Genomic DNA, 20,869 nt, shown 5'->3' with positions numbered 1-20,869 from the left:
GGGATTGAGAAACACGAGCCCCGGACGGAAATACCTACAACACGGATAGAGCATCTATGAATCTGCATGAATATCAGGCAAAACAGCTGTTTGCCGAGTATGGCCTGCCGGTCTCCGAAGGTTATGCCTGTGCTACCCCGCAGGAAGCGGCCGAAGCGGCCGACAAGATTGGCGGCAATACCTGGGTCGTCAAATGCCAGGTACACGCCGGTGGCCGCGGCAAGGCGGGCGGCGTGAAAGTGGCCAAGAGCAAGGATGAGATCCGTGCCTTTGCCCAGAACTGGCTGGGCAAGAATCTGGTGACCTACCAGACTGACGCCAACGGCCAGCCGGTCACCAAGATCCTGGTTGAATCCTGCACCGACATCGCCAAAGAGCTCTACCTGGGCGCCGTGGTTGACCGTGGCTCCCGTCGCGTGGTCTTCATGGCCTCGACCGAAGGTGGCGTGGACATCGAGAAGATCGCCCACGAAACCCCTCATCTGATCCACAAGGCCACCCTGGACCCGCTGGTTGGCCCGCAGCCCTATCAGGCCCGCGAGCTGGCCTTCAAACTGGGTCTGGTCGGCGATCAGATCAAACAGTTCACCAAGATCTTCATGGGTCTGGGTCAGATGTTCCTCGACTGCGACTTCGCGCTGCTGGAGATCAACCCGCTGGTGATCACCGCGCAGGGCAACCTGCACTGCCTGGATGGCAAGATCAACATCGACGCCAACGCCCTCTATCGCCAGCCCAAGCTGCGCGAGATGCACGACCCGTCGCAGGATGACCCCCGCGAAGCGCACGCCGCCCAGTGGGAGCTCAACTATGTGGCCCTCGATGGCAACATCGGCTGCATGGTCAACGGCGCAGGTCTGGCCATGGGCACCATGGACATCGTCAATCTGCACGGCGGCAAGCCGGCCAACTTCCTTGACGTCGGCGGCGGCGCCACCAAGGAGCGCGTAACCGAGGCGTTCAAGATCATCCTCTCCGACAGCAACGTCAAAGCGGTGCTGGTCAACATCTTCGGCGGCATCGTGCGCTGCGACATGATCGCGGAAGGCATTATCGGTGCGGTCAAGGAAGTGGGGGTCAAGGTGCCCGTCGTGGTCCGTCTGGAAGGCAACAACGCCGAGCTGGGTGGTATCAAGCTGGCCGAGAGCGGCCTCAACATCATTGCGGCCAAGAGTCTGACCGATGCCGCGCAGCAAGTCGTCAAAGCAGCGGAGGCCAACTGATGAGCGTACTGATCAACAAGGACACCCGAGTCATCTGCCAGGGCTTTACCGGCGGTCAGGGTACTTTCCACTCCGAGCAGGCGCTCTCCTACGGCACCCAGCTGGTCGGCGGCGTCTCCCCGGGCAAGGGTGGCACCACCCATCTGGGCCTGCCGGTGTTCAACACCGTCCGTGATGCAGTCGAAGCGACCGGTGCAACCGCCACCGTCATCTATGTTCCGGCACCGTTCTGCAAGGACGCGATCCTGGAAGCGATCGACGCGGGCATCAAGCTCATCGTCACCATCACCGAAGGCATCCCGACGCTGGATATGCTGGACGTCAAAGTGAAGCTGCAAGAGACCGGCGTGCGGATGATCGGCCCCAACTGCCCGGGCGTTATCACTCCGGGTGAGTGCAAGATCGGCATCATGCCGGGCCACATTCACAAGCCGGGCAAGGTGGGCATCGTCTCCCGCTCCGGCACCCTGACCTACGAAGCGGTCAAGCAGACCACTGACGAGGGCTTTGGCCAGTCCACCTGCGTCGGTATCGGTGGCGACCCCATCCCGGGCTCCAACTTTATCGACATTCTGGAGATGTTCCAGAACGACCCGCAGACCGAAGCGATCGTGATGATCGGCGAGATCGGCGGCAACGCCGAGGAAGACGCTGCTGCCTATATCAAGGCCCACGTCACCAAGCCGGTGGTCTCCTATATCGCCGGTGTGACCGCACCTCCCGGCAAGCGGATGGGCCACGCTGGTGCCATCATCTCCGGTGGCAAGGGTACCGCCGCCGAGAAGTTTGCCGCGCTGGAAGATGCTGGCGTGAAAACCGTCCGCTCCCTGGCCGATATCGGCAAGGCCCTGCGCGAAGTGACCGGCTGGTAATTCCTGCTAGCCCGTTATCTCTAATAAAATGCCGCCCAATGGGCGGCTTTTTAATGGGTTCTAAGTGTAGTGTTTCACAAAAATAGAACTGTGAGTTGTATAGCTTCGTGTTTGGTCTATTCATCGCTAAAGACATATGGCATATTGGGGTGAGATACAGATTTACATTAACTATTTTTGTGTGGTATGCCTTGAATCAAGAGTGAGGAATGAAACTCAGAGGTAAGCCACAGAATAAATGCTAAGGCATTCATATGCGAACAAATTACGTTCTAGTCGACTTTGAAAGTGTTCAACCGGAAAGATTAATTGTTCTAAATAAAGAGTGCTTTAAATTATTTGTCTTTGTAGGTGCAAACCAGTCAAAGCTTTCTTTCGAAACGGTATCAGTAATTCAACAGCTGGGTGATAGAGCTCAGTATATCAAGATTGCAGGCACAGGTCCTAATGCACTGGATTTTCATATCGCATACTATATTGGACAGCTTGCATCATCTGATCCTGAAGGCTTTTTTCATATAATATCTAAAGACAAGGGATTTGATCCGTTAATTCAGCACCTCAAAGATAATAAGATTTTTGCTGCTAGAGTGAGTAATGTGCTGGATATTCCAATTATAAAAAACCAAAATGCAAAAACTCCAATGGAGCGTAAGTCGGTCGTCATTAATAAACTTCGACAACTAAAAACATCAAGGCCAAGCACTCTTGCTACTTTAAATAGCACCATTTCATCACTTTTTCAGAAAAAACTAACTGAACAGGAAATCGGAAATATAATTGACAGTTTGGTATCAGAGGGATTTATTGTAGTTAATGGGGTCAAGATTTCATACTTAAAGGAATTGATTATTTAATGATTTATAATGGGTGGCCTAAGGTTTGAGCAACTACCAACTTGTTGATTGGTAGGTTTTGTGAAAGCTTAACCTGTTACTTTTTCACATTCTCTTTACCAAGGCAGCTTACCTGTCTCCAAGCAGATAAAATCCCGTGTATTAAAATCATTGCTTTCTATCATTTCAACCAACTTATTTGCTGACTGCTCTGGTGTCAGTGTTGCATCAGCAGGAGCCATTTTGGTAAGTAATGCTCCTGGGTGAACAGAGATAACTTTTATGCCCATGCTCTCCAGATCATCAGCCATACACAGTGACAGCATGTTTTGAGCTGCCTTTGCTATGCGATAGGAGAAAGAGCATTTTACTCCTTTGGCTGCGCCTGCCGCTTGCATATTTAATGAGCCTCTCCTTGAACTGATATTTACGATCAAGGATGGGGGTAATACATTTTCATTACGCAATACGGCATTAACGGTTGATAGCGCACCGACACAGTGGGTCTTAAATTCATAAACCAGCTGGTCGCCGGTGCTATGCCTTGTATCGATTCCCGGAGTGCCAGCAGAGCCTGCATTATTTATGACGATATCTACAGCTCTGTCTTGGATAAAACCAAATAGCTGTTCTTCATAATTTTCATGGGTGACATCGGTTATCAGCACAGAGACGGCGGGGTAGAGAGTAGTGAGCATGTCACAAGCGCTGGTGGTTCTGACCACGGCGTAAACCTGATATCCGCGCTCGTAAAAAGTCTGAACCAGTGCTAACCCCAATCCTCTGCTCGCTCCGGTTATCAACACTGTTTTCATCACTCAACCCATCCAGCCACATTGTTATTGAACGCCACTCCTCGATTTCGAATAACGAGGCGTATTCAGAAGATCGGGAGGGTTAGTATGCCACAGCCATTGCCTGCGGCCAGAATCGAGCAACCCCAGATTGTTACGCTGTTGCAACCAAGTTGGCTGATGCTGTTTCGCTGGTGAATCAATCTTGCCGCCGTTTGGGGCAACCCGCTGGCCATGCTGGTGGCCAATGCGCCGCCGATTTGAGGCAAAGTGCCAAGCCAAACGCGGGCTAAGTCTCGTTGATTGGCCCTTGCACTGCGTTTCTCGCTATCAGCTCTGGCTATCACGCCGCACCATAAAAATGCCGACCCAAACGTCGGCATTTTGCTTTTAAGAGGTGCGGTGCTTGCTACATATGCTCAGCGTCGCCGCTGGCGAGATACTCACGCTCGCCATATCACCTGAACCCTATTGGCTAAAGACCGTCTGCCCGCGAAAGACGGTGCGGGTGACCTTGGTATCGGCGATCTGCTCCGGTTTGCCGGCTGCGACCAGCTGGTAGAGATCCCGGTCGAGCACGATAAAGTCGGCCGATTTGCCCACTTCGATGGAGCCGCTGATGGCCTGCTGGCGCACCGCGCGGGCGCCATTGATGGTGTAGGCCGCCAGCATTTCGTCCAGGGTAATGCGCTGGCTGGCGCGATAGTCATCGCCGCTTTGGGGAGCCTTGATGATCCCGGTCGCCATATTTTCGAAGGGGCGGGGATCCCGGCTGTCGACCGGGGCATCGCTGCCTGCGACCAGTATGGCCCCCGCCTTGCGTGAACTCTCGACCGGGTAGAGGGCGTCGTGCAGATAACCGAGGGGATCGTAGAGGGCATCGCTCAGGGATTGGCCCACCCGGGTCGGCTGGATAAAGGAGGCGACCAGCATGTCGTAGGCCAGCTGGGGGGAGGTCCAGGCATAGGTAAAGGTGAGGTAGAGCCCCAGCTCGCCGAGCCGTTTTTGATCATCGGGATGGACCACCTGCAGGTGGGCCAGGGTGTGGGGAATGCCGCTATCACCGTTGCTGGCGCGGGCGGCGCTGAGGGCATCCAGCGCCGTGCGGGTGGTGCGATCACCGATACTGTGCATATGGATGCTGAAGCCTGCCTTGTCCAGCGCTCCTATATAGCGGGTGAGATCGGCCTCCCGGTAGTTGACGATCCCGTTGCTGCCGGACTTCTCGCTGTCGGCTGTGATGGTCACTTCATCGGTAGCCGGGTCTCTGGCCAGATGGGGGGTGTGGTAGTTTGCCAGCATGCCGGCATTAGGCAGGAAGGGGGGGGTTGTGAAGGGATCCCCTTCCAGCACACCGTCGAGGAAGATCTTGACCGCATCGGCCTTAATCAGCGGGTTGTTGGCAAAGGATTCTCTCACCTGGCTGGCCTTGGCAAGATGCCCCTCTATATCGAGTTTGCCCTGATAATCATCATCGCTAAAGCAGGTGGCGGCCGTCACACGCATATGCAGCAGATCCCGGGATTGCATGGTGAGTAGTCGCTGGCGAATAAAGTCGGTGGCGCAGGCATCCTGAATGCTGGTGATACCGCGAGAGGCCATCAGCTCGGCAATGGCGGGCAGGATCTGGTCGTATTGGCTGGCTGCCTGCTCATCACTGGCGCTCAGCACGCCGCTATCGGGCACTGGAATGGCGCTGCGGGCCGTGTCACGCACCACTCCGCTGGTCAGGTCGACATAGGGGATAAAGGGCTCGAAGACCCCGCCGGGGGCCAGCGTAGTTCCATTGAAGCCGATTGTGTTGCCGTCGTTATCTTGCGCCATGGCGAGGGCGCGGGAGTTGTAGGCACTGGCATGGCCATCGACCCCGGCCAGCACCACCGGATTGTCGGGGGCGGCGGCATCGAGGGCCGCCAGCAGGGTGGCATGGCTGGCGGTCGCCGTATTGCCCTCATAGGGGGACCACTGATTGACCACCAGCCACTCCCCCGGCTTGGCCGCATAGCGGGGCAGGCATGTGCTGATCTTGGCGGCCAGCTGATCCAGAGTGACGGGTTTGCCATCGAGATCGCACATGTCCAGCGCCACCGTACCGAGCAAGTGGATATGGTTGTCGTGCAGGCCGGGCAGCACCATACGCCCTTGCAGATCCACCACCCGGGTGGTGGGGCGCTTGAGCGCTTCGGCCCCCTCCCGGTTGCCCACATAGATGAACTGGCCGTCGCGGATCATCATGGCCTCGGCCACCTGACGTTGCACATCCTGGGTGTGGATCTTGCCATTGAGATAGAGGGTCGTAGCAACATTGCTATCACTGGTGCCGCTTCGACAGCCACCGAGCAGGCCTGCGGCCAACAGGAGGATGATGCCAAATCGGGTTGAGGTCTGTTTGCTATCCATTGCACTGCTCTCCTTGGGGTAAATGCAGTAATTGCTGCATATATGAGCAGATATGTTTATTGCAGCTATTCTGAAAAAATCCAGTAATTACTGCATTTATTTAACTTTTTGTTTACCTTGTCTCATGGATGACAATGAGCCACCACCGGTCGTACCCCGGGCAAAGAGGGGGCCCCCAGTGGCTCGAAGGAGAGAAGATGTCAGAACAACGAGTGCCTGCCGCCCTGCATATGCGACGTCAGCCACGGCAGCAGCGCAGTCAGGCGGTGGCGAGCCGTATTGAACAGGCAACGCTGATGTTGCTGCAGGAGCGAGGTTTTGCCGCTCTCAACACCAATGCCATTGCTGATCGGGCCGGAGTCGGGATCAAATCGCTCTACCACCTCTATCCCAACAAGGAGGCGATCATTTGCCGTCTCGCTATGGGGTGGCTGGCGGCGGTTTGCGAGGCGCAACAACAGCTCCGTATCGAGGCAACGAGTTGGCCGCAGGCGTTGGCACTGCTGGATCTGGCGCTTGAAGAGCTGGATCGCCGCTTTGTCGGCTATGGTGCCTTGTGGCACGCCATGGATCTTATCCCCGAACTGCACGTGGTCGAGCAGGAGCACGAGCGGCGCCAGATTGACTTCTGGTCATCCCTGCTGCGCGACTTTGGCTGCCGCTGGCCGGAGGCCGAGCTCACGAGTCTGGTGCGCTACTTCTATCGCACCGCCGATGTCACCAAGCAGTGCACCAAGGCTGATGGCGAGATGGGCCAGCGGATGTGGTTGCTGCATCGTCGCTGGAGCGAGCAGCTGATCGCCGCCGCCATTGTCGAGCCCGATCCCGAGCTGGTGTGGCAGGGAATGCCTGCGCTGCGGCTTGGGACCAACGAGTAATACCGCAAGCATCCACCATGCCGCGCAGCCCCGGCATGCATCAGCCGAGCGCGACCCGCATCAGGGGAGAGGGGGCGTTGTCGACAAAGTGGTGCCAGATATGGTCGTAGAGCGCCTTCTGGCCGGGGAAACTCACCAGCGCCTTGGCTTCGGCCAGGGAACACCAGCGATAGTCGGTGTGCTCGTCGTTGAGGCGCACCGCCTGACTGGGCGGGCAATAGACCACAAAGACCGGCACCACCTCGATCGTATTCAAGGCGGCATCGTAGAACTGCTCCAGATACTGGCCGTTGTAGAGTTCGGTGACCCTGATCCCCGTCTCTTCGCCAAACTCCCGAATAATGGTCTGCCAGCCGGTTTCACCCGCCTCCACCGTGCCCGCCACATGACACCAGAAGCCCCCCTTGACCCGTTTCATCACCAGCAATTTTGTTTCGCCATCGACAGTAGTAAGGGCAACGCCGGAGACGGCCTTGCAGCTAATGGGGCTCATGATCTTCTCTCCGGATTTGAGCTATGTAATCGCCACGAACAGTGTGAAGGCGTGTTAATTGAAATACGCTTCGGCGGGTAGGCCCATGACCTCTATTTCATTCAGGCCATTTTTGGCCAGATAGTTGGCCACCAGATTGAACCCCACCCAGTAACCGGCATATTTGGGAAATGGCCGGTTATCACGGCAGTAGAAAAAGTCTAAATAGTTGAACTGCTTGCTGGATAGATGGGGTGTCATCTCTGCCAGGAGCGATTGCCAGTCATGGTGATGAGACTCCTTGAACAGCGAGGGGAGTGTGCCACCATTGAACCTCTGCTCAAAGTAGCAGGCCAGCCCTTCAAAAATCAGGTTTTCGGCCAGTGTTTCTGCTTCCACCTTGTTCTTCTTTTGCACGATATGGTGGACTTCGTGGGCCAGCACGGCAGGCAATTCGGTGATGATCACCTCTTTGATGTCGGGCCGTTCCAGATCAAGCTGGAGTTCTATTCGATACATGTTGATGGCCCAGCCACCGATACCCGAGTCGGGAGCATCCCCCTCGGCAAAAGGGCTGAAGGTGACATCCAGTTGGGAGAGATCGAACAAGGCATTCAATTTGTGCGCCGTCTCGGCAAAAACATGCCTAATGGTGTCATCGAGCCCATCGAATTTGCCCGAGTCGTTTAACAGGGTGAGTTGCATCCAGACATCCTTGTCTATTGAAAGAGAGTGCTGAGCCACTTGCGTGGTCGCGGCGCCATATCACCACGATTACCCTCCTTCAATCAAGGGGTTACCCGCCCATGATGCTTGCCGTCTGGATCGCCTCGATCAGCGCGGCCCGATTGATGCGAGGGCGCTCGCCATCGAGCAGTTGCTGCCACAGGGCAATGGCCTGGCTGTAGCGGCCATGCAGGAAGTGATCGGAGGCGAGCAGCATCAGGGCGCTCACTTCCCCCGCGTCCTGCTTGAGGGCGCTCTCCAGCAGGCGGGTTGCCTCGGGAGTCAGCTGCTGGCCCGCCTGATAGTAGAGCACGGTGGCCTGCGCGGCCTGGGTCGCTGCACTGGCGCCTCCCTCCAGCAGAGCGAGACGTTGGTAGGCGAGCAGGGAGTTGTCATATTCGCTCCGATAGAGATAGAGCTGGCCGAGCGCCGCCCAGCTGTCGAGATCGGCAGGATTGCGCTGAAGCTTCTGATGCAGACTCCCCAGCTCCTTGTCCTGCAGATCCCGCGGGCTCAACCCCGCCAGCGGATCGGGACGGGATGCATAATCCTGCCATGCCTGATAGCGGCCAGTGCTGAAATACACAGTGGCAACAGCCGCGATGGCCATGATGCCAAGCAGCAACAAGGCCCGCCCGTGCCGGTTATTGCGGCCGCGATTGTCACGCAGGCTGGCCAGTTGCGTGCGCAGGGCCAGCTCAGCCGCCGGGATGGCGTTGGCCAAACGGGCGGCGCTCAGCTCCCTGTAGAGTGGTTGGTCGGGGGAGAGGCCTGCCTGCTCCCCGTGCATGATCAGCAAATTCAATTCGCTGCGCGGATCGGCGGCGGGTTGAGGGGGGGCCTCATCGATGGCCTTAACGGCAGGGATGGGTTGCGCCTTTGTGCGTGTCAGGCGGTGAAACAGGATCAACAGTGCCAGCCCCAACAGCAGCAGGGGGCCGCCCCACAGCAGCGCCGTGCTGCTCTTGAAGGGGGGATCGTAGCGGACGAAATCGCCGAAGCGCTCCGTCATGCGGGCGATCACCTGCTCATCAGACAGCCCCTCGTCCACCCAGCGGTAGACCTCTAGCCGCAGATCCCGGGCGATGGGGGAGTTGGACTCCGCCAGGTTCTGGTTCTGGCACTGGGGGCAGCGCAGGGCGCGGGCCAGCTCTTGCGCCCGATTTTGCAGCTCGGGGTGGCGAAACTGATAGGTGTCGACCCCGCTGGAGTATGCAGTGGCACTCAGCAGCATGCCGAGGGCCAGCAGGGCGCAGGCAAGAGAACGGCACATCATGGCTGTGTCTCCCGAGCTGATATTGCAATAGCTGGTGCAGTAGTGGCGGCCTTTATCTGTGCGTCCGTTCGCGCCTGGTCGAGCAGGGGAGCAAACTGCCGTTGCCAGATCCCTTTGGTAAGCTCGCCGGTATGGCGGGCTAGCAGGGTGCCATCGGCATCAAACAGATAGGTTTCCGGCGTGCCGTAGACGCCGAGCTCAAGGGCCAGTTTGCCGTTGGGGTCGGCCAGCACGGCGCGATAGGGGTTGCCCGCCTGGATAAGCCAGGCGCGGGCCGCATCCCCCTTGTCCCGGTAGTTGAGACCGTAGAGGGGCACTGTTGCCGCGAGCTCGCTGAGCAGCGGATGTTCAGCGCGGCAGTTGGCGCACCAGCTGGCCCAGACGTTAAGGACAAAGGGCTCGCCCTTGAGGCTGGCAGTCTGGATCGGACTCCCATCCAGCAGATTGTTGCTTTGCCACGCAGGCAGGGTACGGCCGAGCGTCGCCTCATCCTGGCTGTAGGGATTGTTGCCAAGGCCGAGCCAAAGCAGGGCGCCGAGGCCCAGGGTCAGCAGCAGTGGAAGAAAGAGGCGCAGGCGGGATCTCATAACGCCTCCTGTTCGAGCCGGGGATGGGAGGTGCCAACCTCAACGGGACGGGAGGCAAGCAAGGGGCGACGGGCGAGCAGGCGCAGGGTGCCGCCCGCCATCATCAACAGGCCGCCGAGCCAGATCCAGCGCACCAGCGGCTTGTAGTGCAGCCGCATGGCATAGGCATCTGGTCCCATCTTCTCACCCAGCACCACGTAGAGATCGCCGAGCATTCCCCACGCGATGCCGGGTTCATTCATGTTCATGGTGCGCACGCTGTAGTGACGTCGCTCTGGGGTGAGCCTGGCGATCTCTTTATCTTCTTTATGCACGCTGAGCGTGATGCGCTCGGCGGTGTAGTTGGGGCCGATGATCGGCTCGCGTCCCTCATAGCGAAATTCGAACGCACCGAGCTGGTAGGGCTGGTTGGCACTTAGCACTGTGCCTCCTTCCTGACTGTGGTGGCTCATTTGCGCGATGCCGAGGGCGCACACCGCCACCCCGAGGTGGGCCAGCAGGCTGCCGAACCGATTGAGGGTGAGTTCACGCAGCGACGTCAGTTGCAAGAGCGGGAGCAGCAGGCTGGCCATCAGCCAGAGGCTCACCATATTGGCGAGGATGCCAATCCAGCTACCGGAAAACGCTCCCTGTTCCAGATAGGCAAGGCTAATGAGCCCGCCGCCAAGCAGGCCAAACAGCGGCGGTAACAGAGCGTTGAGTCGGGAATGTGGCGCAAGCGCCTGCCAGCGCAGGCGCGGCAGTTGGGTCATCAGCGCCATCAGGCAGAGGGCCAGCGGCACGAAGATGGTATTGAAATAGGGGGCACCCACCGAGAGCGAACCCAGATGAAGCGACTGGAACACCATGGGGTAGAAGGTGCCGAGCAGCACGCTGGCGCAGGCCACGCAGAGCAGCAGGATGGCGGCACCGAGCTGCCCCTCCTTTGACAGCAAGCCAAAGCGGGCATAGGGGGCGCGAATGTCCGCCCGCAGGGCAAACAGGGTGAGTGCGCAGGTTAACAGCAGCCCGAGCAGCAACAAGAGGGTGAGGCCGCGGCTGGGGTCCACCGCAAAGGCGTGCACCGAGGTGAGCACCCCGGAGCGCACCACAAAGGTGCCGAGCAGGCTCAAGGCAAAGGTAAAGATGGAGAGCAGCAGCACGGCGTGGCCGTAAGCGCCGCGCTTCTCGCAGACAATCAGGGCGTGCAGCAGGGCAGTGCCGAGCAGCCAGGGTAAGAGGGAGGCATTTTCTACCGGATCCCAGAACCACCAGCCGCCCCAGCCGAGCTCGTAATAGGCCCACCAGGAGCCCAGCACGATACCGGCGGTGAGAAAGACCCAGGAGCCGAGCGCCCAGGGGCGACTCCAGTGGGCTACTGCGCCATCGAGCCGGCCCGAGTGCAGCGCCGCCATGGCGAAGGCGAAGTTGACCGCAAAGCCGACGTAGCCGAGATAGAGCAGGGGCGGATGGATGATAAGGCCGATATCCTGCAGCATGGGGTTGAGATCGCGCCCCTCCTGCGGCCCCGGAAACTGGCGGTCAAACGGGCTGGAGAAGATCAGGGTATAGAGGCCGAACAGCCCGACGATCAGCCCCATGATGGCCAATACCCGGGTTGTAATCAGCGGATCGACCCGCTTGGAGCAAAGAGCCACCAGGGCGCCCCACAGAGCCAGCGCAAAGACGAAGAACAGCATGGAGCCCTCGTGGCCGCCCCAGACCGCAGCCAGTTTGAAGCCCAGCGGCAGGGCGCTGTTGGCGTGCTGGGCCACATAGCTGACGGTGAAATCATCCTGGCCAAAGCAGCTGGCGAGCAGCAGCAGGGCGGCCAACAGCAGGATGGCATTGATCAGCGCCAGCTGCGTTGCGCAGCGCAGCAGAGTCGGGGAGGCGAGCCGCAATCCCAGCCAGGGCAGGGAGCCCTGCAGCAAGGAGAGTGCCGCCGCCAGCAACAGTGAGAGATAGCCGAGCTCCGCCAGCACACAACCTCCAGTCAATCTTTGATGTCATTCATGTCATGGCACACACGTAGCGTCGTCTCGCTTTGGCGGGGAATATTGCCAAGCAACGGGTGTGGCATCACCAGAAATTCATTGGGCCAGCAACAAACTAGCGCCAGTCACCCGAGGGTGGCTGGCGCTGGTGATCATACCGTTATACGACTGTCATTTGACCGGCATAGAGCACGAAGTAGCGGAGCAGCAGGATCCCCACCAGGGTCAGGCTGCAGACCAGCACCAGATGGCCGTTTCGCACCCGAAGGGGCGCCGGGGTCAGCAGAGCCAGCAGCTGGGGCAGCAGCATGCCGATGCCCACCACCCCGAGCCAGAACACCTGAGCCCAGAAACCGCTGCCGATGGCCGCCCACATGGCAGCCTCTTTCTGGCCGCCACCGAAGTAGAGGCCGGTAAAGAAGCAGACCAGCAGCAGCACCTCCACCGCCAGCACCGGCCGCTCGAAACGATGCACAAAGCTCACCCCCTGGCTGTGATGGTTCTCCTTGAAGATTGTCACCGCCAGCAAGATGGTGGAGGCGATGCCGGAGCTGATGCCCGAGACCAGAAACAACACCGGCAACACAGGGTTGTTCAAAAGCGGATAAGTCTTGAGCGCCGAGAGCAGAAAGCCGGTGTAGGCCCCCAGCAGCACGGCGAGCAGCAACAACAGCGGGGCCAGCAGCCGCTCGATGCGGGCAAGCCAGCCAATCAGCCCATCCACAAAAGCGAACTTCTCTTGCAGCAGGTGACGACGCAAGGTCTCAATCTCGGCGCGAAACACCACCGCCAGCCAGACGAACAGCACCGCCATATAGAGCTGAAACAGCATGACCCCCATCGACATCACGGAGTCGAACTGGTAGTGGAACATCAGCTTCCAGAAGGTCCAGGGGCGGGCCAGATGGAAGATAAGGATCAGCAGCCCCAATATCACGCTCGCTGGCGCCAGAATGGCGGTCGCCTTGATGATGCCGCTCTCGCTGCCGGCCCCCTTGCGGCGCAGCAGCACCGAAAGGGTGGTGGCCCCGGCGGAGATGCCGAGCAGAAAGAGATAGATGGCGATGGGCCAGTCCCACACCAGTGAAGGGAAGTGAAACGCCTCTTGCATCGTCATGACTTTATCTCCCCTTTGGGCACGCGGTACATCTTGGGCGAGGTGCCGAGCGCCTGCTTGTAGCGATAGGTGGTCTCCTTCACCAGCAGTTGGGCGATGGGGCTGTCCGGATCATCCAGATTGCCGAACACCAGCGCCTTGGTGGGGCAGGATTCCACGCACGCCGGCTCCTTGCCCGCCGCCAGGTTGGTCTTGCGGCAAAAGTCGCATTTGTCCGCCACTCGGGTGACCGGGTTGATAAAGCGCACCTGATAGGGGCAGGCGGCGAGGCAATACATGCAGCCGACGCAGAGATCCGCGTCGACATCGACGATGCCATCCTCCTTGCGAATATGGGAGGCGCCGGTCGGGCAGACGTGCACGCAGGGGGCGTTGTCACAGTGCTGGCAGGACTTGCGAAAGAAGTGGTACTCGGCATCGGGGAAGGTGCCGATGGGGCCGGAGCGGATGATCTCGAGGCGCGAGACCCCTTCCGGCACCTTGTTGACCTCCCGGCAGGCGTCCATGCAGGCGGTGCAGCCGATGCAGGCCGTCTCGTCGTGGATCATGCCATAGCGGATCCCGTCGATGGTCTGGCTGTGGGCGAGGGGGGTAGCAAGGGAACGAGTCGGCCCCGTCATCATGATAAGGGCCCCCGCGCCCATGCCCGCCATAAAGTCACGGCGAGAGCAGCTCATGATGCCTCCTTGCCGGTAGCCGGTTTGGACTGCTCCTGCCGGGCCTTGCTGGCCTCATGTTGCTTGCTGTGGCAGTCGACGCAGAGCTTGATGCGGGATTTTTCCGGGATCGCCACCATGGGCTCCTTGACCGGATGCAGCTGGTGGCAGCTGGTGCAGGTGAGCTTGGTGGCGTGCACGTCGTGGGCCCAGAGCGCCTCGCGCAGTGGTTTGGGCTCGTGGCAGCTCATGCAGACTCCGTTCTGCTCAGCGATGGGGTAGCTCTGGGTGCTCTGCTTGTTATTGAAGCTGTCGCTAAAGCGCATCACATCCTTGACCCCTTCCCGGTGCTGGGGGGAGGGCTGGCCGTGGCAGTTGGTGCAGGTGACAGGCGCCAGGTTGTTGGGATTGGTCGCCTGACCATGCTTGCCGTGCATCCCCTCGCTCTGCTCCTTGTGACAGTCGGTACAGGCCTTGTCGGGATTGCGTAAAAATTCCACCTCATGTGTAGCTGGAACAAGGGCTGCAACCGGATCGGCCGCCTGACCCTGCAGGCTGGTGAACAGCATGGCTGCCATCAGCATCAGTCGTAAAAAATCCATCGTTAAATCACCCATAGGAAGCCTCCATCCGCTGCGGGCCTGGTCTGGCCGGGCCCGCAGGCGCCGTTACTGTGCCAGCCGTCCGGCCGCTTTGGCCTCGGCATCCCAGGCGGGGACCGTGGTCTTGAGGAATTGGGCCTTGTCGCTGTTGAACTGCTTCATATCCATGCCAAGGGCCGCTTGCGCTTTCTCCTTGCTGGAGATGTCGGGGATGGCGATTTCGTGGCTGATCCCCTTGCTGGCCAACAGGCGCGCCAGCTTGGTGCGGGCGTCAGCGGCTTTATCCAGCGCGCTGCCAAGTACCTTGAGGGCCACTTCGGGGGCGTGCATCTGCACCCCGTGGGATGCGATGGCGTAGTCCCAGCGCCACTGGGCGTGACGGATGTCCTGCAGAATATCCTTCATCTCTGCCTCGGTGGCGCCGGCATCCCAGGCCGCCTTGGCTTCAAAGTGGGCGTGTACCAGCTGCTTCTCGACCTTCAGCTTGGTCTCGATCACCGCCTCTTTGCGCTGTTTGACAATCCCTTGCAGTATCTTCTTGCTCTGGGTGTGGCAGTTGCGGCAGGTCTGCTCGAAGCGATCGAAGGGGTTGCCCACCTTGTGATCCGTGTAGACCTTGCCCTGCTCGTTCTGCACCTTGGGCATGTGGCAATCGACGCAGGCGACGTTGTTCTGGCCGTGAATGCCGGCACGCCAAGTTTCGTACTCGGGGTGCTGGGCTTTGAGCATAGGGGTTTTGGAGAGGGCATGAGTCCAGTCTGCAAAGCCGATTTCATCGTAATAGGCCTCCATCTGCTCCACAGTGGTGCCCTTGTCCCAGGGGAATTTGACCGCCTTGGTGGGGCCGCTGAAGTAATACTCCACGTGGCACTGGCCGCACACCTGGGACTGCTGATCGAAGCGCCCCTGCTCCTTGAACGGCTTGCCGATGGCGGTCATGGCCCGATCGGCATAGGGACGGGAGAGGTGCAGGGCCGGTTTACCCTCCTTGAACTCCTTCGAGGCGGTGTCGTGGCAGTCGGCGCAGCCGATGGTGTTGACTACTTCCGGCCCACCCTTGGCCCACATCCCTTTGAAGTAGCCATCTTCACCCTTCTCGTCGATGACGCGGGCCACATCCGGGCCTTTGCAGCTCCAGCAGGCCATGGGTAGGGGGCCATCTTCGGCGGTCTTCGGGGCGCCGGTTCGCAGGGTTTCGCGCACATCGGTCAGGGCATAGAAGTGACCGCGCGGCTTGTTGTAATCCTTGGAAAAGGGGTAGCCGGCCCAGAGCACCACCATCTGCGGATCTTCCGCCAGGGCGTCGGTTCGCTCCTTGCTCTCGCTGGTACCTTTCCAGCTGGTGAACTGATCGGCGTGATCCTTGGCGAACAGCTCGCTGCGCGCCTCGATCTTGCCTTTGGGTTGCGTGTCATCGGCTGCCTGTGCCCAGCCGCTGGTGCCAAGGCTGGTAGTCAGCAGCAGGGCGGCGAGGCCCAGCTTGATCTGTCTGTTGCGTGAACTCACGATCATCACTCCCTAATCGCTCTCATTGCCAGACCTGACAGTTCCATCCTGGATGTGGGCATTGGTTCGCCCCCGCCAAGCAGGAGCAGGCAGGCCGCTTCATTGTTATTAGTGAATAAAACCCATGTTTTTATGCGATTGCTCGAGTTGGATATTACCAAATGGGTAAAAAGAATGATGATTTATCAGAGGGGGGCTTGCGCTAGATCAATTACCGAGAGCACCAACAGACAGAAATGAGATCCCGGTTAAATTATTAAGAAAGTCAGAATATTGGAAGTGTAATGAGTCTCTGTGGCGGGACGGAGCGACACCTGAGGTATGCCTGTGTTATTTGGCAAGGCATGCAGGGTTATCTGTCATATCAATTATCTATTTATGGGTATAAAAATAATAAATGAATAAATATTCTTTTTTGAGAGGGCTGTCGGTTACAGTCTGTACGGGCCGGGCGTTCCGCCGATGGGCGAGATGGTCGGCAACATCAATGAGAGAAGCCGGCAATGCCGGCTCCTCTCAGGTCTTATCGTGATCAGATACTGTTTGGGTTGCAGCCCCAAAGGCATGGTGGTGAACCAACGAATACCCCGGCTTCGGGGTTTACACCAGCGGATATGGTCACGCTCATCTTATGCCAGAGCCTGGGCCAGCAGATGAATGGGATGCTCGCAGCGGAAGCTGGTGCTCATCTCGATCTGCCATTTGCAGGTCTCGCAATCGGTGATCACCAGATCGGGGGAGAGGCGGTTGATCTGATCAAACAGCCCCTCGCCGATGGTCTGGCTGGTCTGGTAGTTCTCCGACTTGAAGCCGTAGGTGCCGGCGATACCGCAGCACTGGGACTCCAGTACCGTCACCTTGACCCCGGGAATGGCGCGCAGCAATTCGAGGGTGTAGATGACGCCCCCCATTTTTTCCATGTGGCAGGGGGTGTGGTAGGCGATGTGCAGATTGAGCGGCTTCATCGCCGGTTTGTTGCCCTTGTAGAACTCGTTCCACAGGAAGCGGGTCACCAGCGAGATGCGATCCCGCACCTTGTGGTTGTCCTGCTCCAGCAGGTGGGGATATTCATCGCGCAGGGTAAAGCCGCAGGTGGAGGAGGTGGCCAGCAGCGGCATCTCGTTGCCCTGCAGGGAGTTCTCCATCTGCTTGATGTTGAAGGCCGCCTGCTGCTTGGCCTTGTCCATGAAGCCGTTGGCAATCAGTGGTACGCCGCAGCACTTCTCCCGCTCCAGCAACTGCACACCGATGTTCATGGCGTTGAGCACCTGTACCAGCTCCTTGCCAAGCTGAGGATGGTTGTAGTTGACGTAGCAGCCGTGGAAGTAGGCGATCTGCCGCCCAAAGCGGGCCTGAGATTCTTTTTGCTTCTTGTACCAGCCGCGGAAGGTGCCCTGGGAGTATTTGGGCAGATCGCGGTGGGATGAGACCCCCAGCGCCTTGTCCAGCACCAACTTCATCGGCTTGAGGCCGGTGGTGAAGTTGACCACCGGGGCCATCAGGGTAGACATGCTGCCCATCAGATCGGTGTGGGAGAGCACGAACTCGCGGATCCCCGGTTTGAAGCCGCTGTATTGGTGCTTGGCCTTGGCGATGATGTCGCCGATGCGCACTCCGCTCGGGCAGGCTACTTCGCAGCGTTTGCAGTTGGTGCAGTGCTTGAGGGCGCTATCGAACAGCTCGGGGCTCTTGATCCGCAGCCGCTCCCCATCCGGACCCGCCTGTTTCGGGCCGGGGTAGGCGGGGTTGGCCTTGGCCACCGGACAGTAGGCGGTACAGACGGTGCATTTGATGCACTGATCGAAAGTTTGGTTGGCGTGATCCAGTAGCATGTCAGTTCTCCTCCCGTAGGGTGTGAAGGCACGGGATATGGGACGTAGTAATCATTGGGCCGCGCCCAGAATATGGCCGGCAGCCTGCCAGCCGGTGGCAACGGCAACGCCGGAGCCGGAACCTTCACGAATTGGGTCGTAATGGGCCAAGACACTGCCCGCGCCATAGAGGTTGGTGAGCGGCTTGCCGCCACGCAGCACTCTGAGCTTGTCGTCGGTCTTGACCCCGAAGCCCATGAAGGGGTGGTGATCGAACAGGCGGCGACCGGCCCAGGCATCGCGCTCCTCCAGACTCAACACATCGGCATCGAAGATGGGTTCGCGAATGCCACGCAGACGGGACTCCAGCCCGCGGCTGAAGAAGCTGCCGGAGGCAAGCACAAAGTTGTCTGCCTCGAACAGCTGATCATCGCCATTCTGGGTATGTACGCCGACCACCCGGTCACCGTTGTAACGAGCGCCCAGCACCCGCTCGCTGGTGAGGAAGGTGCCGCCAAGGGCCATAAAGCGGCGCTTGAGCGCCTCCTGCATCCGCATCCCGATCAGTGATGGCGGCATGGTGGCAACCTCCTTGATGGTGCAGCCGGTACGCTGCTCCAGCTCCGCCAGACGCGGGCCTACCAGCCCCAGAGACAGGCAGGCGGGCAGCACGATATGGCGGCAGCCGGGTACGCCGCTCTCCTGCACCATGCGACTGATCTCGCTGGCCAGATCGGCCACCAGATGGTGCTTGTCACACAGACGCGCGATGTCGGCAGAGCGAAACTCGTGGGGATTGCGGCTGAATTCGGCCAGCTGGGGCAGGCGGATTTCGCCGGTCAGAATGCGGCAGTGGGCAAAGCGCGGATGGGTCGCCAGATTGGCGGCCGCCAGTGCCGGATGAAAGTCGCGAAAGCCCTCGAGGGTGGCCAGCAGCAGCACGTCCGGGATCGGCGCATCTGTGACGCAGGCACAGGTATCGGGGGAGAGCCAGGTGCGCTTGAGGGTACCGATGGGAGTCAGGCGCTGGTGATTGGTGTCGTGGCGAACCAGCGGCAATCCCTGCTCGGCGCAGTGGCGCTGCAGATCGGCCAGACTCGCTTCGATATTTTGCATCCCCACCTTGCTGTAGGGGTGATCCGGATGGGCTGCCATAAAGGCAGGCAGCGCAGCGCGGGGATCCCCCTCGCTTTCGAGCAGATCGACCGAGCCGGAGGAGAAGTGCAGGGCACTCTGGCCGGAGGCCATCAGCAGGGTCTTCTGGCCCGCCTCCACCAGCCGCAGGGCAGCCGAGAGTCCCGCCATGCCACCGCCGATAACGATATTGTCAAACTTCATGACGGCTCTCCTTGTGAGTGGTCTCGCTGGTTGGGCCGCATGGGGTATCGGCAACCAGCTGTGGCGTCGTCCATTCCCCCAGGCCAAACAGCCCTTCGTAGATCCAGTAGGTAAACTCGGCCTCGCGCAAGGCATCGCCCCACAGCACCGGGCGGGTGCCCTTGTAACGCTCTTCCAGGAACTGGCGCAGCATGACGCAGGCCTGACGACCGTCAGCCTTGCCATACTCCTGCATCAGGCCAGCGGCGCGATAGGCGCACAGCTCGCCTTGGCAGGGGCCCATGCCGAGGCGGGTGCGGCGGCGCAGATCGATCAGATTGTCCACATCCAGCTCGCGCAGGGCGTATTCGATTTCGCCTGCAGTGACCATTTCGCACTCGCAGATAAGGGCGTTGGCTTTCGGATTGTCACGGAAGAAGGCGATGACCCGCTCGCCGTGGCGGTATTGGGCCGACCCTTCGGCAGGCACCGAGAGCCCCGGAGCGGAGACCTTCTCCGGATCCCGCGAGCCGGGCAGATTGAGCTCGGCAGTGCGGCATGGCTTGCTGTTGCCGAGCTTCTTGGCCAGCAGATCGGTGGCCCATTCGGCCATCAGGCGGTAGGTCATCAGCTTGCCGCCGGTGATGGTGTTGAAGCCCTTGAGGCCATCGCGCTCGGCGTGATCGAGCAGCACGATACCGCGGCTGATGTTGCGGCCGGTGTCGTCACCGTCCACCGCCACCAGCGGGCGAACGCCTGCGTAGGCGCGCAGCAGACGGGTGCGCGCCATGATGGGGGCAAGCTTGATCCCCTCGCGCAGCAGCACCTCCACCTCTTCGGGCTCGACGGTGAGCTGGTCAATCTTGTTGTAATCGATGCGGCTGGAGGTGGTGCCGATAAGGGAGATGGTATCGCCGGGTACCAGAATGTCCGCATCCGCCGGTTTGCGGGCGCGGTTGAGCACTAGCTGGTTGATGCGGTAATCCATGATGAGCAGGGAGCCCTTGGCCGGGAACATGCGGATGCCGAGATCGGCGTATTCGCAAATTTGCTGGCCCCAGATGCCGGCGGCGTTGATCACCTCCTGACACTCCACCTCGAACGCTTCGCCGGTGCGGGTATTGATCGCCTTGACCCCGTGCACCCGATCTTGCGTGCGCAACAGCCCCAGCACCTTGCAGTGGGTAAAGATGCGCGCGCCGTGCTCTTTGGCGTCCAGCACGTTGGCCGCGGCGAGGCGGAATGGATCGACCGTGCCATCCGGGACGTGGATGGCGCCGATCATTGCCGGGTTGGCGTTGGGCTCCATACACAAGGCTTCGCGGGGATCGAGCTGACGGGTTTCGATCCCGGCCAGGGCGCAGGCATCCATAAAGGTGGTTTGGAAATTGATGTCATCTTCCGGCAGGGTGAGGAAGAGGCCGCCGGTGTCTTCGACACAGTGGCTGGCAATCCGCTTGAGGATGCGGTTTTCCTGGATGCATTCGCGAGCTGACTCCTGATCCGTCACCGCGTAGCGGGCACCGGAGTGGAGCAGGCCGTGGTTGCGGCCGGTGGTGCCGGCGGCGATATCATCGCGCTCGAGCAGGATGCAGTCGATGCCACGCAGTGCGCAATCGCGCATGATGCCGGCCCCTGTGGCACCGCCGCCTATGATGACGACTTGTGTAGTTATTCTTTTCATTGTTGCCCGTCTCATCTCTTCCAGATGAGGCCAGTGTGGCCTACTTCTGAGTGGAAATGTTTGATATGGGCCAAATTTGCGTTCGTAAACGCTCATTTTCCCGCGCGTTAATGAGCATTGTGTGACATTTGTCACG

Annotated in this window: 18 protein-coding genes; 4 read left to right on the top strand and 14 right to left on the bottom strand. The window is 59.6% G+C overall.

The features are described from left to right. Positions 1-56 precede the first annotated feature (56 nt). The 3 genes from sucC to G5533_RS14835 all read left to right on the top strand — a co-directional run bounded on the left by sucC (position 57) and on the right by G5533_RS14835 (position 2,952). Positions 57-1,223, top strand: a complete 1,167-nt coding sequence (gene sucC, locus G5533_RS14845; protein WP_005346090.1) for an ADP-forming succinate--CoA ligase subunit beta — start codon at positions 57-59, stop codon at positions 1,221-1,223. Further along, positions 1,223-2,095 (top strand): succinate--CoA ligase subunit alpha, encoded by an 873-nt coding sequence (gene sucD, locus G5533_RS14840; RefSeq protein ID WP_005346088.1) that lies wholly within the window; start codon positions 1,223-1,225, stop codon positions 2,093-2,095. Before sucC ends, sucD begins: the two co-directional genes overlap by 1 nt. Positions 2,096-2,349: 254 nt before the next feature. Then, positions 2,350-2,952: a PIN domain-containing protein gene (locus G5533_RS14835; protein ID WP_215801159.1), complete on the top strand. Its 603-nt coding sequence runs from the start codon at positions 2,350-2,352 to the stop codon at positions 2,950-2,952. Positions 2,953-3,047: 95 nt separating this feature from the next. Here the strand turns inward: G5533_RS14835 and G5533_RS14830 are convergent, their stop codons facing one another. Beyond that, positions 3,048-3,746 carry an SDR family NAD(P)-dependent oxidoreductase gene (locus G5533_RS14830; RefSeq protein WP_215801160.1) on the bottom strand — a complete coding sequence of 233 codons (699 nt, stop codon included), beginning with the start codon at positions 3,744-3,746 and terminating at the stop codon, positions 3,048-3,050. A 447-nt stretch (positions 3,747-4,193) separates the two neighbouring features. After that, a complete protein-coding gene (locus G5533_RS14825) occupies positions 4,194-6,125 on the bottom strand; it encodes an amidohydrolase (RefSeq protein WP_441254967.1) in 1,932 nt (643 codons plus the stop codon). Positions 6,126-6,322: 197 nt separating this feature from the next. Here G5533_RS14825 and G5533_RS14820 point away from each other — a divergent pair, with 197 nt between their 5' ends. Beyond that, on the top strand, positions 6,323-7,003 hold the full coding sequence (locus G5533_RS14820) for a TetR/AcrR family transcriptional regulator (protein WP_216978897.1): 681 nt from the start codon (positions 6,323-6,325) through the stop codon (positions 7,001-7,003). A 40-nt stretch (positions 7,004-7,043) separates the two neighbouring features. On the opposite strand, the gene G5533_RS14815 is transcribed toward G5533_RS14820, so the two are convergent. From G5533_RS14815 to glpA, 12 genes are all read right to left on the bottom strand, one after another. Then, positions 7,044-7,496 (bottom strand): NUDIX hydrolase, encoded by a 453-nt coding sequence (locus G5533_RS14815; RefSeq protein WP_216978896.1) that lies wholly within the window; start codon positions 7,494-7,496, stop codon positions 7,044-7,046. A 54-nt stretch (positions 7,497-7,550) separates the two neighbouring features. Next, a complete protein-coding gene (locus G5533_RS14810) occupies positions 7,551-8,180 on the bottom strand; it encodes a DUF2268 domain-containing putative Zn-dependent protease (RefSeq protein WP_021231308.1) in 630 nt (209 codons plus the stop codon). 91 nt (positions 8,181-8,271) lie between these two features. Then, positions 8,272-9,477, bottom strand: coding sequence for a heme lyase NrfEFG subunit NrfF (gene nrfF / locus G5533_RS14805; protein WP_441254965.1), 1,206 nt, complete (start codon positions 9,475-9,477; stop codon positions 8,272-8,274). Then, on the bottom strand, positions 9,474-10,064 hold the full coding sequence (locus G5533_RS14800; RefSeq protein ID WP_441254964.1) for a DsbE family thiol:disulfide interchange protein: 591 nt from the start codon (positions 10,062-10,064) through the stop codon (positions 9,474-9,476). The genes nrfF and G5533_RS14800 overlap by 4 nt, the downstream gene beginning before the upstream one ends. Beyond that, entirely contained in the window at positions 10,061-12,028 is a 1,968-nt protein-coding gene (gene nrfE, locus G5533_RS14795; RefSeq protein WP_216978893.1) for a heme lyase NrfEFG subunit NrfE, read from the bottom strand. Before nrfE ends, G5533_RS14800 begins: the two co-directional genes overlap by 4 nt. 172 nt (positions 12,029-12,200) lie before the next feature. Then, entirely contained in the window at positions 12,201-13,157 is a 957-nt protein-coding gene (gene nrfD / locus G5533_RS14790) for a cytochrome c nitrite reductase subunit NrfD (RefSeq protein WP_216978892.1), read from the bottom strand. Continuing rightward, entirely contained in the window at positions 13,154-13,834 is a 681-nt protein-coding gene (nrfC, locus tag G5533_RS14785; protein WP_441254962.1) for a cytochrome c nitrite reductase Fe-S protein, read from the bottom strand. Before nrfC ends, nrfD begins: the two co-directional genes overlap by 4 nt. Then, the gene (gene nrfB, locus G5533_RS14780) at positions 13,831-14,430 is read right to left on the bottom strand and encodes a cytochrome c nitrite reductase pentaheme subunit (protein ID WP_216978890.1); all 600 of its coding nucleotides are present in this window, start codon (positions 14,428-14,430) and stop codon (positions 13,831-13,833) included. The genes nrfC and nrfB overlap by 4 nt, the downstream gene beginning before the upstream one ends. 51 nt (positions 14,431-14,481) lie before the next feature. Next, positions 14,482-15,927, bottom strand: coding sequence for an ammonia-forming nitrite reductase cytochrome c552 subunit (nrfA, locus tag G5533_RS14775; RefSeq protein ID WP_216978889.1), 1,446 nt, complete (start codon positions 15,925-15,927; stop codon positions 14,482-14,484). A 623-nt stretch (positions 15,928-16,550) separates the two neighbouring features. Then, positions 16,551-17,753, bottom strand: coding sequence for an anaerobic glycerol-3-phosphate dehydrogenase subunit GlpC (gene glpC / locus G5533_RS14770; RefSeq protein ID WP_058058476.1), 1,203 nt, complete (start codon positions 17,751-17,753; stop codon positions 16,551-16,553). Between the two features lie 51 nt (positions 17,754-17,804). Further along, positions 17,805-19,070 (bottom strand): glycerol-3-phosphate dehydrogenase subunit GlpB, encoded by a 1,266-nt coding sequence (gene glpB / locus G5533_RS14765; RefSeq protein WP_058058475.1) that lies wholly within the window; start codon positions 19,068-19,070, stop codon positions 17,805-17,807. Further along, a complete protein-coding gene (glpA, locus tag G5533_RS14760) occupies positions 19,060-20,733 on the bottom strand; it encodes an anaerobic glycerol-3-phosphate dehydrogenase subunit A (RefSeq protein WP_058058474.1) in 1,674 nt (557 codons plus the stop codon). Before glpA ends, glpB begins: the two co-directional genes overlap by 11 nt. Positions 20,734-20,869 lie beyond the last annotated feature (136 nt).

Source organism: Aeromonas sp. A600620 (assembly GCF_029479985.1).
In the GTDB taxonomy this organism is placed as follows: Bacteria; Pseudomonadota; Gammaproteobacteria; order Enterobacterales; family Aeromonadaceae; genus Aeromonas; species Aeromonas veronii_A.
The sequence above is the reverse complement of the archived record's forward strand: the minus strand, read 5'-3'. Positions and strand labels throughout refer to the sequence as shown.